This window comes from Burkholderia arboris, assembly GCF_902499125.1.
GTDB classification, from domain to species: Bacteria; Pseudomonadota; Gammaproteobacteria; order Burkholderiales; family Burkholderiaceae; genus Burkholderia; species Burkholderia arboris.
In genome coordinates this window covers 114,906-128,936 of record NZ_CABVPX010000020.1, presented here as the reverse complement: position 1 = coordinate 128,936, position 14,031 = coordinate 114,906, and the positions used below count along the sequence as shown (strand labels likewise).

At 67.0% G+C, this 14,031-nt stretch carries 13 protein-coding genes; 4 read left to right on the top strand and 9 right to left on the bottom strand.

From position 1 onward, the window contains the following. Positions 1 to 26 precede the first annotated feature (26 nt). The 5 genes from fabD to BLA15945_RS23635 all read right to left on the bottom strand — a co-directional run bounded on the left by fabD (position 27) and on the right by BLA15945_RS23635 (position 4,183). A complete protein-coding gene (fabD, locus tag BLA15945_RS23655; protein WP_174993493.1) occupies positions 27 to 959 on the bottom strand; it encodes an ACP S-malonyltransferase in 933 nt (310 codons plus the stop codon). An 84-nt stretch (positions 960 to 1,043) separates the two neighbouring features. Continuing rightward, on the bottom strand, positions 1,044 to 2,033 hold the full coding sequence (locus BLA15945_RS23650) for a beta-ketoacyl-ACP synthase III (RefSeq protein ID WP_034186497.1): 990 nt from the start codon (positions 2,031 to 2,033) through the stop codon (positions 1,044 to 1,046). Beyond that, positions 2,034 to 3,140 carry a phosphate acyltransferase PlsX gene (gene plsX / locus BLA15945_RS23645; protein ID WP_006476507.1) on the bottom strand — a complete coding sequence of 369 codons (1,107 nt, stop codon included), beginning with the start codon at positions 3,138 to 3,140 and terminating at the stop codon, positions 2,034 to 2,036. It abuts the gene before it with no gap. A 129-nt stretch (positions 3,141 to 3,269) separates the two neighbouring features. Beyond that, complete coding sequence (rpmF, locus tag BLA15945_RS23640) at positions 3,270 to 3,449, bottom strand: 50S ribosomal protein L32 (RefSeq protein ID WP_006051932.1); 180 nt, start codon at positions 3,447 to 3,449, stop codon at positions 3,270 to 3,272. 98 nt (positions 3,450 to 3,547) lie between these two features. Continuing rightward, positions 3,548 to 4,183 carry a DUF177 domain-containing protein gene (locus BLA15945_RS23635; RefSeq protein WP_059235376.1) on the bottom strand — a complete coding sequence of 212 codons (636 nt, stop codon included), beginning with the start codon at positions 4,181 to 4,183 and terminating at the stop codon, positions 3,548 to 3,550. Positions 4,184 to 4,413: 230 nt separating this feature from the next. On the opposite strand from BLA15945_RS23635, the gene BLA15945_RS23630 reads away from it, so the two are divergent. Then, complete coding sequence (locus BLA15945_RS23630) at positions 4,414 to 5,046, top strand: Maf-like protein (protein WP_059235378.1); 633 nt, start codon at positions 4,414 to 4,416, stop codon at positions 5,044 to 5,046. Continuing rightward, complete coding sequence (locus BLA15945_RS23625; RefSeq protein ID WP_059235380.1) at positions 5,043 to 5,765, top strand: SAM-dependent methyltransferase; 723 nt, start codon at positions 5,043 to 5,045, stop codon at positions 5,763 to 5,765. The genes BLA15945_RS23630 and BLA15945_RS23625 overlap by 4 nt, the downstream gene beginning before the upstream one ends. Positions 5,766 to 5,823: 58 nt before the next feature. Here BLA15945_RS23625 and BLA15945_RS23620 read toward each other — a convergent pair whose 3' ends face one another. The 4 genes from BLA15945_RS23620 to BLA15945_RS23605 are packed head-to-tail and all read right to left on the bottom strand — an operon-like array spanning position 5,824 to position 8,896. Beyond that, positions 5,824 to 6,816, bottom strand: coding sequence for a S49 family peptidase (locus BLA15945_RS23620; RefSeq protein ID WP_059235382.1), 993 nt, complete (start codon positions 6,814 to 6,816; stop codon positions 5,824 to 5,826). A gap of 12 nt (positions 6,817 to 6,828) precedes the next feature. Next, complete coding sequence (locus BLA15945_RS23615) at positions 6,829 to 7,230, bottom strand: Rieske (2Fe-2S) protein (protein WP_059235383.1); 402 nt, start codon at positions 7,228 to 7,230, stop codon at positions 6,829 to 6,831. After that, on the bottom strand, positions 7,227 to 7,886 hold the full coding sequence (locus tag BLA15945_RS23610; RefSeq protein WP_059235386.1) for an HAD-IA family hydrolase: 660 nt from the start codon (positions 7,884 to 7,886) through the stop codon (positions 7,227 to 7,229). Before BLA15945_RS23610 ends, BLA15945_RS23615 begins: the two co-directional genes overlap by 4 nt. Positions 7,887 to 7,891: 5 nt before the next feature. After that, on the bottom strand, positions 7,892 to 8,896 hold the full coding sequence (locus BLA15945_RS23605) for an RluA family pseudouridine synthase (protein ID WP_059235388.1): 1,005 nt from the start codon (positions 8,894 to 8,896) through the stop codon (positions 7,892 to 7,894). Between the two features lie 722 nt (positions 8,897 to 9,618). Between BLA15945_RS23605 and BLA15945_RS23600 the strand changes: the two genes are divergently transcribed. After that, on the top strand, positions 9,619 to 12,771 hold the full coding sequence (locus tag BLA15945_RS23600; protein ID WP_174993492.1) for an Rne/Rng family ribonuclease: 3,153 nt from the start codon (positions 9,619 to 9,621) through the stop codon (positions 12,769 to 12,771). Between the two features lie 130 nt (positions 12,772 to 12,901). Further along, positions 12,902 to 14,014, top strand: a complete 1,113-nt coding sequence (gene moaA / locus BLA15945_RS23595) for a GTP 3',8-cyclase MoaA (protein ID WP_174993491.1) — start codon at positions 12,902 to 12,904, stop codon at positions 14,012 to 14,014. Positions 14,015 to 14,031 lie beyond the last annotated feature (17 nt).

Here is a 14,031-nt window from a genome sequence, read left to right as displayed (position 1 = left end):
TCCGTCTCTTGAAAAAAGGCGCCGCGTCAGGCGGTCACCAGCTTGAGGGCTTCGTCAAGCGACGCCGGATCGAACACCGACGCCCCCGTCAGGTTGCCGTCGATGCGTTTCGTCAGGCCGGTGAGCACCTTGCCCGGACCGCATTCGATCACGTGCGTGACGCCGGTGCCGGCGATGTGCTGCACGCACTCGACCCAACGCACCGGGCCCGCGGCCTGGCGCACCAGCGCGTCCTTGATCGCAGCCGGATCGCTGACCACGGCCACGTCGATGTTGTTGACGACCGGAATCTGCGGCGCCTTGACGTCGACGTTCGCGAGATAGTCGCGCAGTTGATCCGACGCCGGCTTGAGCAGCGACGAATGGAACGGCGCCGATACCGGCAGCGGCAGCGCGCGCTTCGCGCCCTTCGCCTTCGCAATCTCGCACGCCTTTTCGACCGCGGCCTTGCTGCCTGCGATCACGACCTGCGCGGGCGCATTGAAGTTCACCGCTTCGACGACGCCCGCTTGCGCGGCTTCGGCGCACACCGTGCGCACCGTGTCGTCGTCGAGGCCCAGGATCGCGGCCATGCCGCCCTGGCCGACCGGCACGGCCGTCTGCATCGCCTGCGCGCGAAAGCGCACGAGCGGGACCGCGTCCTTGAACGCGAGCGCACCCGCGGCGACGAGCGCCGTGTATTCACCGAGGCTGTGGCCGGCGACGATCGACGGCGCCGGGCCGCCTGCCTGCTGCCACGCGCGGTAGCACGCGTAGGCGGCGGTCAGCATCACGGGCTGCGTATTGGCGGTGAGGTTCAGCTCTTCGGCCGGGCCTTCGGCGATCAGCTTGCCGAGGTCCTGATTGAGTGCATCGGACGCTTCCTGGAGCGTCTCGCGCACGACGGCCAGATCGGCGAATGCGTTGAGCATGCCGATCGCCTGCGAGCCCTGCCCCGGAAAAACGAATGCAAATTTCATATCGTCCCCAATTGAATCGATTCGGACGGCGCGCACGAACGGCGCGCCGATGGGATCCGCGCGCAGCTTGTCGCGCGCCGCGGATCAGAAGCGGAAGACCGACGCGCCCCAGGTGAAGCCGCCGCCGACGCCTTCGATCAGCACGTGCTGGCCACGCTGGATGCGACCGTCGCGCACCGCGGTGTCGAGCGCCAGCGGGATCGACGCGGCCGACGTGTTGCCGTGCTGGTCGACCGTCACGACCATGCGCTCCTGCGGCAGGCCGAGCTTGCGGCAGGTGCTGGTCATGATGCGGATGTTGGCCTGGTGCGGGATCAGCCAGTCGATCTGCTCGGGCGCGAGATTCGCCTTCGCGAGCGCTTCGATCGCGACCTTTTCGAGCACGTTGACCGCGAGCTTGAACACGGCCTGCCCGTCCATGTACAGGAACGCGCTGCCCTCGATCACGCCGCGGTTGACGTTACCCGGCGTGCAGAGGATGTGCGAATAGCTGCCGTCCGCGTGCAGCGCGCTGCCGAGCACGCCCGGCTCTTCCGATGCGGACAGGATCACCGCGCCCGCGCCGTCGCCGAACAGCACGCAGGTCGTGCGGTCCTTGAAGTCGAGAATGCGCGAGAACGTCTCCGCGCCGACCACGAGCGCCGTACGGTGCTGGCCGCTGCGGATGAAGCTGTCGGCCGTCGCCATTGCATAGGCGAAGCCCGAACACACGGCCTGCACGTCGAATGCCGCGCCGCCGTTCTTGATGCCGAGCTTGTTCTGCAGCAGGCACGCGGTACTCGGGAACACGAAATCGGGGGTCGAAGTCGCGACGATGATCAGGTCGATCGACTGCGGATCGACACCGGCTGCTTCGATCGCGCGACGCGACGCCTCGAGCGCGAGATCGCTCGTCGTGACGTCCGGTGCGGCGAAATGGCGCGCATGGATGCCCGTGCGCGCAACGATCCACTCATCGCTCGTCTCGATGCCTTCCTTCGCAAGACGATCGGTCAGCTGCTGGTTCGTGACGCGGTCGGGCGGCAGGTAGCTGCCCGTGCCGAGCACGCGGGAATAGAGAGTCGATTGGGCCATTTATGCTTTAGAGGATTGCGCAGCGGAAGGTTCGGCGTGATGGCCTGCGGCCGGGCTTGCTTGGCCCGCGCCGCCCGCGTCGTGTTCGCCGTCGCCGAGCGACACTGAATTATCCGCCATCGCGCGCGCGAGGCGCTCCAGCACGCCGTTTTTGACGGCATCATACCCGCGTTTGATCGCCCACTCAAACGCGTAGGCGTCGGCCGAACCATGGCTCTTGATCACGAGACTCTTCAGCCCCAGCAACGCTGCGCCGTTGTACTGGCGGTGGTCGACGCGCTTCTTGAAACGCATCAGCACCGGCAGCGCGAGCAGCGCCATCAGCTTCGACATCAGCGAACGGCCGAACTCCTCGCGGATGATGTCGGACAGCATCTGCGCCAGCCCCTCCGACGTCTTCAGCGCGACGTTGCCGACGAAGCCGTCGCACACGATCACGTCGACGGTGCCCTTGTAGATGTCGTTGCCTTCCACGTTGCCGCGGAAATTGAGCGTGCTGGCGCGCAGCAATTCGCCTGCGCGCTTGATCGTCTCGTTGCCCTTGATGACCTCTTCGCCGATGTTCAGCAGGCCGATCGTCGGGCGTTCCTTGCCTTCGAGCGCGGCCACGAGCGCGTGCCCCATCTCCGCGAACTGCAGCAGGTGCTGCGGTTCGCAGTCGACGTTCGCGCCGAGGTCCAGCATCATCGTGTAGCCGGTCGGGTTCGGCAGTGCGAACGCAATCGCGGGCCGCTCGATGCCGGGCAGCGTCTTGAGTACGTAACGGGAAACGGCCATCAGCGCGCCGGTGTTGCCGGCGGAGATACAGGCCTGCGCCGCGCCTTCCTTGACGTGGTTGAGCGCGACGCGCATCGAAGAATCCTTCTTCTTGCGCAGCGCCACTTCGACAGGGTCGTCCATCGCCACGACTTCGGTGGCGGGAACGATGGTCAGCGCGGGATCGTCGAGGGCTTTCAGCTTCTTCAGCTGAGCGCGGATCGCGCTTTCGATGCCGACGAGCATCAGGTGCGCATCGGGATGCGCGCGGACGAACTTGACTGCCGCGGGAACGGTCACGGACGGGCCGTGGTCGCCTCCCATGCAATCGATAGTGAGCTTTACGGTCATGGAATGCGACGAATTTCAGGCACAAAAAAGCGGCAGTTGAATGCCGCCTTTTTGTTGCGCCAGGAAAGTGTCAAGCGAACCAGTTGTCACGCGAACGGCGAACGTAGCGCGCAACGCGTGACTTGACGCTTAGTCGTTCTTCGTCTTGACGACTTTCTTGCCGCGATAGTAGCCGTTCGGGCTGACGTGGTGACGCAGATGCACTTCACCCGTGCTCGGCTCGACTGCCAGCGGCGCTGCCGTCAGGAAATCGTGCGAACGATGCATGCCGCGCTTCGACGGCGACTTCTTGTTTTGCTGGACTGCCATGACTAACTCCTAAATAATTTTCCGGATTCTAACACAGCCCGATCCGGCGCTTAACTACCCTGGCCCAAAGCCCTTACGCCTTCCCGCGCCACAACTGCTTAGTGTTTCTTGGTGCCGTCACCGTCCTTCTTCAACGCTTCCAGCGCTGCGAACGGATTCGGCCGTTTGCCTTCGTCCCCGGCTTCGTCGGACTCCTCGTCCGTCTCTTCCGCGGGACCGCTCGCACCCGACACGAGGCTTTCGTGAACTGCCGGGCAAACCTCGTGCTTGGGCACGAGCGGCAACGAAAGCAGCAATTCCTCTTCGATCAAGTCGACGAGATCGAACTGGCGTGAGCCCACGATCACATCGGCTTCATCGTCGTCGAGCGGAAATTCTTCAGCTTCTTCTTCGGTCGCGACGACCCGGTACGTCATGTCGACGCCGAACGCCTGGTCGTACGGGGTCATGCAACGCTGGCACGTGAGCCACGCATGGCCATGCACCGCGAGGCGCAGGTACGGTTGCTGCCCATCGGCGCCGTCGTCCTGCAACTCCTTCTGCGTGAACCCTTCCGCCTGCCAAGTGAAGACCGTGTCGCGATCTGGCGCGTCCGCCGGCACTTCGTTTAACATGCGCGGCAGTTGCGAGAGGTGCACCGCTCCTGCTGCCTGCCGCCCGCTGCGGGCGAACTCGAACAGGTCGACCGCGTGCGGATCAAGCGCCGCCGCAGGTTTGCCAGAAGAAGTGTTCATGTGCGCTCCTGCCTACAGGCTGACTTGCGAATCCGGCTTGCTACCGCTCGCGTACGGCTCATCCGCGGATGACGTACTTTACTTCCGAAGACCCGGCAGGCGCCACCACAACGAAAGCCTGCCGACGAAAAGCGGGAAAGCATACCTGTTTTACCTTTTGCGGTCAATCACTTAAGCTTGCGTCCGCGCAACGCCGCGCCACACCTGACGACTCACCGATCCAACCGACCATGCCGGATACCGTTTGCCGCCCGCCGCGGCTGATTCTCGCCTCCAGTTCCCGTTACCGCCGCGCGCTCCTCGAGCGCCTCGGCGTGCCGTTCGACGTCCTGTCGCCCGACCTCGACGAAACCCCGCTTGCCGGCGAAACGCCAGCCGCGACCGCGCTGCGCCTCGCCGGCGCGAAAGCGCGCGCGGTGGCCGCGACGCTCGACGCGCCGGACGGCGTGCTCGTGATCGGGTCGGACCAGGTCGCGACCTTCGACGGCCTGCAGATCGGCAAGCCCGGCACGCATGAGCGCGCGCTCGCGCAGCTCGTGTCGATGCAGGGCCGCGAAGTCGAATTTCATAGCGCGCTGTGCCTGTACGACAGCCGCACGGACGAAGCCCAGGTCGAGGACGTCGTCACGCACGTGCGCTTCCGCTCGCTGCCCGAGGCCGAACTCGACGCCTACCTGCGCGCGGAAACGCCGTACGACGTCGCCGGCAGCGCGAAATCCGAGGGGCTCGGCATCGCGCTGCTCGACGCGATCGACTCCGACGACCCGACCGCACTCGTCGGCCTGCCGCTGATCGCGCTCACGCGGATGCTGCGCGCCGCCGAATACCCGCTGTTTGCAACCACCCGTGGAGACCGCGCATGACCGCCGGCACGCTTTACCTCGTCCCGAACACGCTCGGCGAAGGCGACGAATCGATGCTCGCCGCCGTGCTGCCCGCGGCCGTTCAGGCTCGCGCCGGCACGCTCGGCTACTACATCGGCGAGAACGCGAAGACGACGCGCGCGTTTCTGAAGAAGATCGGCACGACGCGCCCGATCCAGGAAATCGAGATCAGCGAACTGAACGTCAATACGCCGGCCGGCGCCATCGACCGGCTGCTCGCGCCGATACTGGCCGGCGCGGACGCCGGCCTCGTGTCGGAGGCCGGCTGCCCGGCCGTCGCCGATCCCGGCGCGCTGCTGGTGCGCCGCGCACACGAGCGCGGCGTGAAGGTCGTGCCGCTCGTCGGGCCGAGTTCGATCCTGCTCGCGCTGATGGCGTCGGGCCTGAACGGCCAGAGCTTTGCGTTCAACGGCTACCTGCCGGTCGATGCGGCCGCGCGCGCGAAACGCCTGCGCGAACTTGAGCAACTGTCACGCAAGGCGCGCCAGACGCAGATCTTCATCGAAACGCCGTACCGGAATCAGGCGATGCTCGACACGCTGGTCGCGACCTGCGCGCCGTCGACGCAGATCTGCGTCGCGGCCGATCTGACCCTCGCGACCGAGACGATCGCGAGCCGCACCGTGACCGACTGGAAAAAGGCGCCTGCGCCGAATCTGCACAAGCGCCCCGCAATCTTCCTGCTGCTCGCGAACTGAAGCCGCGGCCGGCGAACCGGTGACTCGGGGCGGGCCGTTGCGGCCCGCCGCCGGCCAGTCAGCGCAGGCTGACCGATGCGCCGCCGGCCGTCAGCGCCTTCATTGCGGCGCCGCCGACGGCCGCGCCAAACTTGCGGGCGACACGGTTCGTCAGGCTTTCCTTCACCGTGTAGTCGACGAGATCAGGCGCCTTCAGCACGTCGCGCGCCACCGTGTCGGTCGTGCCGTAGCCGTCGGCGAGCCCGAGCTCGACGCTCTTCTCACCGGTCCAGAACAGGCCCGAGAACATGTCGGGCGTCTCGTGCAGCCGCTTGCCGCGGCCATCCTTCACGGCCTTGATGAACTGCGCGTGCACCTGGTCGAGCAGCGCCTGCGCATGCGCATCCATCTTCGGCGTTTCCGGTGAGAACGGATCGTAGAAGCCCTTGTTCTCGCCCGACGTATGCAGGCGGCGCTCGACGCCGAGCTTGCCCATCAGGCCGGTAAAGCCGAAACCGTCCATCAGCACGCCGATCGACCCGACGATGCTCGCCTTGTCGACGAAGATCTTGTCGGCCGCGGCCGCGATGTAATAGCCGCCCGAAGCGCACATGTCGGTCACGACGACGTACAGCGGCTTGTCCGGGTGCTTCGCACGCAGCCGCCGGATCTCGTCGTAGACCATGCCGGCCTGCACGGGGCTGCCGCCTGGGCTGTTGATCCGCAGCACGACGCCGGCGGTACCGTCGTCGTCGAATGCGGCGTCGAGCGCCGTGTTGATGTCGTCGGCATTCGCATTGACGCCGGCCGCGATCTCGCCGTCGATCGTCACGAGCGCGGTATGCCGCCCGCTCGACGAGAATTTCGAATCGCTCGAGAAATCGATCAGCGCGAATGCGAACAGCACGAACACGCCGAGGAACGCGAAGCGGAAGAAGATTTTCCAGCGCCGTGCCGCGCGCTGTTCCTTGACGGCCGCGAGCGCGATCCGCTCGAGCGCCGCGCGCTCCCAGTTCGGTTCACGGCTGTCGGGACGGGAGGAGGATTCCGGGGAATTCGGTTGGTCGGCCATGCAGTGGTGTCGTCAGTCGGTCGTGGCGGGAGTGGCGGGATGCAGGTCGGCATCGGGCACCCAGAATACCGCACGGCCGTCGGGCGTGTCGCGTTCGTCGACCTCGACCGGCCGCAGACGGCCGCCGCGGCACGGGCCGCCGACGCATTTGCCGGTATCCGGTGCATAGATCGCGCCGTGCGTTGCGCACATCAGATAGAGACCCGACGACTCGAAGAACTGCCCTTCGGCCCAGTCCAGTTCCATCGGTACGTGCGCGCAGCGGTTCAGGTAGCCGTACGCACGACCGTCGTAGCGCACGAAGAACACGACGGCCTGCTCGCCGCGCAGCGTCGCATCGACGCGCACGCCGGCGCCGCCGTCGCTCAGCGCGTCCGATGCGCACACGCGCACGGCGTCCGGCGCCGCGCTCATGCGTGCTCCCGCAGCCATGCGGCCAGCGCCGCGACATCGGGCGCAACAAAGCGCGGCGCGAGCGCCGCCAGCGCATCGGCCGTGTGCGCGCCATACGCGACACCGACGCCCGCCGCACCGGCGCTCGCGGCCATCTGCAGGTCGTGCGTCGTATCGCCGATCATCACGGTGCGCGCCAGGTCCTGCCCCAATTCCCGCGACAACTCGTGCAGCATCGCCGGGTGCGGTTTCGAGAACGTCTCGTCCGCGCAGCGCGTCGCATCGAACAGGCTCGTCAGTTTCGACTGGTCGAGCACGCGGTTCAGCCCCACCCGCCCCTTGCCGGTCGCCACCGCGAGCAGGTAGCCCGTATCGCGCAGCTCGGCGAGCAGTTCCCGCACGCCGGCGAACAGCTCGATGCGCTGGTCGTCGAGCAGATAGTGATAGCGGTAGCGCTCGGCGAGTCGCGAGTACTCGGATGGATCGAGGGTCGGAGCGGTAATCTGCAGCGCATCGCGCAGGCCGAGGCCGATCACGTAGCGCGACGCCTCGTCGGACGGCGTAGGCAGGCCGAGATCGCGGCATGCGGCCTGGATGCTGTGCGCAATGTGCGCAGTCGAATCCATCAGCGTGCCGTCCCAGTCGAAGACGATCAGGTCAAATTGCTGTCGGGCCATGCGGTTCAGGCGGTATCGCGCAATGCGCTGAGTTGATCGAGGAAGCGCCGGCATTCGTCCGGCAGCGGCGCGTCGAACTGCAGCGCCTCGCCAGTCAGCGGATGGGCAAGCCGCAGCCGGTGCGCATGCAGGAACATCCGCTTCAGCGACGGTTGCGCGTTCGCACGCGCCAGCGCCTTGTTCAGTGCGAAATCGCCATACTTGGCGTCGCCGGCGATCGGCAGGCCGAGATGCGCGAGGTGCACGCGGATCTGATGGGTCCGACCCGTTTTGAGTTCCGCTTCGACGAGCACATAGTCGGACCAGCGGTCGACGAGGTTGAACACCGTATGCGACGGCAGCCCGTCGTCCTGCACGCGCACGCGGCGCTCCCCTTCCGGAGTCGAATACTTGAACAGCGGCGCCTTCACCGCGCGGCGGCGGCCCCAGTCGGGCTGCCATTCGCCGTGCGCGCACGCGAAGTAGCGCTTGTCCATCCGGTTCTCGCGGATCTGCTCATGCAGGCCGACCAGCGCCGTGCGCTTCTTCGCGAGCATCAGGACCCCGGACGTCTCGCGGTCGAGCCGGTGCACGAGTTCGAGGAATTTCGCGCGCGGGCGCGCCTGGCGCATCTGCTCGATCACACCGAACGCGACGCCGCTGCCGCCGTGGACCGCGACGCCGGCCGGTTTGTCGATGACGAGCATCGCGTCGTCCTCGTACAGCACGTCGAAATTGGCCGGCGGCACGATGAGCGTGTCGGCGCGCGCGAGGTCCGCCGCCGCCACGCGCACGGGCGGCACGCGGACGATGTCGCCCAGGGCCAGGCGGTACTGCGCATCGATCCGACCCTTGTTCACGCGTACTTCGCCGCTGCGGAGGATCCGGTAAATATGGCTTTTCGGCACGCCTTTACAGACGCGCAACAGGAAGTTGTCGATCCGCTGACCGGCCGAGTTTTCGTCGATCTCGATCATCGATACCTGGCCGCTTGCGACTGAATTCTGGGATATTTTGCCTAACTCATTCATACTGAATATAATTTTGCCCAGCCTGACGTTGAGGGTGGCCTGACCGGCCGGCCCCGACCGAGTCGGGCAAGGCGCAAGCGGAAACCGTTATTTTACTTGCGCCGGGGGTCTGCTGCTCGCCCCTAATCAAAGAGATGCAGCAAGTTGCACGCACGGCGCCGCCCGTCGGCAAGGATCGCGCCCACAGGCGGATTCGGTCGGCAAGGCGCCGCGGTAACGGAAAGTTGGTTGAAAAGAATTTGATCGGCAGCCCGACGGCGCGAGGTGCGTCCGCAGGCTGCCGGTTGCGAAAATTACGGCGTTGCGCCCGATTTGGTCCCGCGAAGCGTGCGGGGCTTGGCGACGTCAAACCAGGGAAGTACACCCCAAGCGGGAAAGTCGGGCTGGATTCGATACTCCCCGCTGCGGCCCAAGCCGCAGCATCTGCCGCCCGTCGGTGCGCGCGACGCATTGCGCGCGCCCGTGGCAATGCCCGGACTCAGGCTTAGCGCGCTTTTGCAGCGTGCGGTGTGTGAACGCCGTGCTTTGAAACCGTATTCGCAGGTGCCCTATGGCCGCCGGCCCCATGTTTCGGGCCCAAGCGCCTCTTCAGGCAATTCTCCCCGCCATCGTTCCCGCTCCAGCGTGCTTGTGACAACACAACAAGGTGCGGCCTGCCGTCGTTCCCGCCCTCGCGCCTGACAACCGCGAGGCGCCGGCAGCGGAGCCGCCTGGAGTCGTTCATGAAACGCATGCTGTTCAATGCGACGCAGCAGGAGGAGCTGCGCGTCGCCATCGTCGATGGGCAAAAGCTCATCGACATCGACATCGAGACAGCCGGGCGCGAACAGCGCAAAGGCAATATCTACAAAGGTGTCATCACCCGCATCGAGCCGTCGCTCGAAGCGTGCTTCGTCAACTACGGCGAAGACCGCCACGGCTTCCTGCCGTTCAAGGAAGTCGCCCGCCAGTACTTCAAGGAAGGCATCGACATGCGCTCCGCGCGCATCCAGGATGCCCTGCGCGAAGGCCAGGAGCTGATCGTCCAGGTCGAGAAGGAAGAGCGTGGCAACAAGGGCGCCGCCCTCACCACCTTCATCTCGCTCGCCGGCCGTTACCTCGTGCTGATGCCGAACAATCCGCGCGGCGGCGGCGTGTCGCGCCGGATCGAAGGCGACGAGCGTCAGGAGCTGCGTGAAACGATGGCGCAGCTGCAGATTCCGGACGGCATGAGCATGATCGCCCGTACCGCGGGCATCGGCCGCAGCGCCGAGGAACTGCAGTGGGACCTGAACTACCTGCTGCAACTGTGGCGCGCGATCGAAGCGGCATCGCAAAGCGGCAATGCCGGCCAGCCGATGCTGATCTACCTGGAATCGAGCCTCGTGATCCGCGCGATCCGGGACTATTTCCAGCCCGATATCGGCGAAATCCTGATCGATACGAACGAAATCCACGATCAGGCCCGCGCATTCATGGACATCGTGATGCCGGACAACGTCGCGAAGGTGAAGCGCTACCACGACGACGTGCCGCTGTTCTCGCGCTTCCAGATCGAGCACCAGATCGAAACCGCGTACTCGCGCACGGTGCCGCTGCCGTCGGGCGGCGCGATCGTGATCGACCACACCGAAGCGCTCGTCGCGATCGACGTGAACTCGGCGCGCGCGACCAAGGGCGCCGACATCGAGGAAACGGCGACCCGCACGAACCTCGAAGCGGCCGACGAAGTCGCCCGCCAGCTGCGCCTGCGCGACCTCGGCGGCCTGATCGTGATCGATTTCATCGACATGGAATCGGCCAAGAGCCAGCGTGAAGTCGAGCAACGCCTGAAGGACGCGCTCAAGCACGACCGTGCGCGCGTGCAGATGGGCAAGATCTCCCGCTTCGGCCTGATGGAACTGTCGCGCCAGCGCCTGCGTCCGGCCCTGTCGGAAGGCAGCCACGTGACGTGCCCGCGCTGTAACGGCACCGGCCACATCCGCGACACCGAATCGTCCGCACTGCAGGTCCTGCGGATCATTCAGGAAGAAGCGATGAAGGAAAACACCGCGGCGATCCACTGCCAGGTGCCGGTCGAGGTGACCGCCTTCCTGCTCAACGAAAAGCGTCAGGAAATCAACAAGATCGAATCGCGCTTCAAGGTCGGCATCGTGCTGATCCCGAACAAGCACCTCGATACGCCGCACTACAAGCTCGAGCGCCTGCGTCACGACGATGCGCGCCTCGACGATCCGCGCGCGTCGTGGAAGATGGCCGAGGAAGCCGCTCGCGAACTCGAGTCGGAAACCGGCTACAGCAAGCGCGCCGCAGAAGTGAAGCCGAAGCAGGAAGCCGCGGTCAAGGGCATCACGCCCGAGCGTCCGGCCCCGAGCCCGGCACCGCAGCGCCCGGTCGAACCGGTTGCCGCGCCCGCCCCTGTCGCCGCGGCAAGCGGCGGCTTCATCGGCTGGCTGAAGGGCCTGTTCGGCGTGTCGCCGGCACCGGCGCCCGCACCGGTTGCTCCGGCACCGGCGAAGGAGCAGGCAGCCCGCCCGGCCCGCGAGCGGACCGAGAAGACCGAGCAGCGCGGCGGCGATCGCAACCGCAACCGTCGCGGCGGCACGCAGCAGGCGCAAGGCGGCCGCGACCAGGCAGCGGCAGGCCGTGGCCAGCCGCAACGCCAGGAGCGCGAAGGCAAGGAAGTGCGCGAGCCGCGTGAAGGCCGCGAGCCGCGCGAGGGTCGTGAACTGCGTGAAGGCCGTGAACCGCGTGAAGGTCGCGAAAACCGCGAAGGTCGTGAGGGCCGTGGCCCGCGCGAAGGTCGCGAACCGCGCGAAGGCCGCGAGCCGCGTGAAGGCCGTGAGCCGCGTGAAAGCCGTGAGCCGCGCGAAAACCGCGAGCCGCGCGAGCGTGCCGAGCAGCCGGAAGGCGTCGAGGCAGGCGGCCGTGGCGAGCGCCAGGAACGCGGCGAGCGTCGCGAGCGCCGCAAGCCGACTCAGCATGCGGCCACGCTCGAAACCGTCACCCGTGGCGAAAACCACCCGGAAGCGGAAGACGACAAGGCCGTTGCAGAGGCCCTGCCCGACGCCGAGCTGGCAGCCGATACGGAAGCCGGCGCGCGTGACGGCGAAGAACGCCGCCGCCGCCGCCGCGGCCGCCGCGGCGGTCGTCGCGAGCGCGAGGAAGACGGCGCAATCGTCGACCAGGCCGAGCAAGGCGCGGATGACGAAGCCGCCGTGCAAACCGTGACGCAGGCAGCACCGGCTGCCGCCGAACCGGCCCACACGGCCGCACCGGCAGTCGTCGCAGCCGTGGCAAGCGCCGTCGTCGTGGAAGCCGTCGTCGAGCAGCATGCTGCCCCGGTCGCGGTCGAAGCCCAGCCGGCACCGGCACACGCCGAAGCCGCTCCGGCCGCCCCGGCCGAGCCCGCCGTCGCTGTCCAGGCAGCAGAACCGGCACCGGTCGCCCCTGCCGTCGTGGAAAGCGGCCCGGCACCGGTCGCGGTTTCGCCGACCGACGCGTTCGAAGTGCCGGCAGTCCCGGCGGCGGCCCCGGCCGCTGTCGAGGCGCCGCAATCCGCACCCGTCGAGCAAGCCGCACCGGCCGCGACGACCGAAGCCGCTCCGGTGGCTGTCGAGCCGGCACCGGTCGAAGCTGCACCGGTCGAGGCCGTCGCAGCACCGGCACCGGCACCGGCTCCCGCGCAATCGGCAGCCGCGCCCGCTTCGGCGAGCCTGGATGTCGTGCTGGAGCAAGCCGGCCTCGTCTGGGTGAACACGGACGCCGACAAGTTCGCAGCTGCGCAGGAAGCCGCGTCGCAACTTCCGCGCGCAGCCCGCGTGCCGCGCGAACGCAAGACGCTGCCGCCGGCCGATACGGCCCCGATGCAGCAGGTCGAAACGACGCATCACTAAGTCGCATCGCCTGACCAGGAAAAGCCCGCCCCCCGGCGGGCTTTTTCATGTCCGCGCTGCGGGTTTCCGCCCACCGGACCAGCCGGCCGCTTGCGGCTAAAATAGAAGTCTGGTTCGCACTTCATTCACCATGTCCCGACGCATCATTCCTCTCGCCGACGTCAGCGGGATGCCGGACGTCTCCGGCGTCGCGCATGCCCCTGACGGCACGCTGGCCGACACGTTCGCCAGGCCGCTGCGCGACCTCCGCATTTCGGTGACGGACCGCTGCAACTTCCGCTGCGTGTACTGCATGCCGCGTGCGGTCTTCGACAAGGACTACCCGTTTCTGCCGCACAGCGCGCTGCTCACGCACGAGGAAATCGAACGTGTGGCGCGGCTTTTTGTCGCACACGGCGTCGAGAAGATCCGCATCACGGGTGGCGAGCCGCTGCTGCGCAAGAATCTCGAATTCCTGATCGAGCGCCTTGCGCGCCTGACGACGCACGCCGGCCGCCCCCTCGACCTGACGCTGACGACCAACGGCTCGCTGCTCGCGCGCAAGGCGCGCGCGCTGAAGGACGCCGGGCTCACGCGCGTGACGGTCAGCCTCGACGCGCTCGACGACACGCTGTTCAAGCGCATGAACGATGCCGAATTCGCGAGCGCCGACGTGCTCGACGGCATCTTTGCCGCGCAGGCCGCGGGCCTCGCGCCGGTCAAGGTCAACATGGTCGTGAAGCGCGGCACCAACGACAGCGAGATCCTGCCGATGGCCGAGCGTTTCCGCGGCACCGGCGTGATCCTGCGTTTCATCGAATACATGGACGTCGGCACGTCGAACGGCTGGAACATGACCGAGGTGCTGCCGTCGGCCGACGTCGTCGCACGGATCGCCGAACATTTCCCGCTCGTGCCGCTCGAGCCGCACACGGCGGCGGAAACCGCACAGCGCTGGGGCTATGCGGACGGCAGCGGCGAGATCGGCGTGATCTCGAGCGTCACCCAGGCCTTCTGCGGCGACTGCACGCGTGCGCGGCTGTCGACCGAAGGCAAGCTGTACCTGTGCCTGTTCGCATCGACCGGCCACGACCTGCGCGCGCTCGTGCGCGGCGGCGCGAGCGATACCGAAATCGCGACCGCGATCGCGCGCATCTGGCAGGCCCGTACCGACCGTTATTCGCAGCTGCGGGGCAGCGCGTCGGCCGAAGCCCTGCCCGACGGCGCCGGCAAGCGCGTCGAAATGTCCTATATCGGCGGCTGACGCACGCCGCCCTTTCC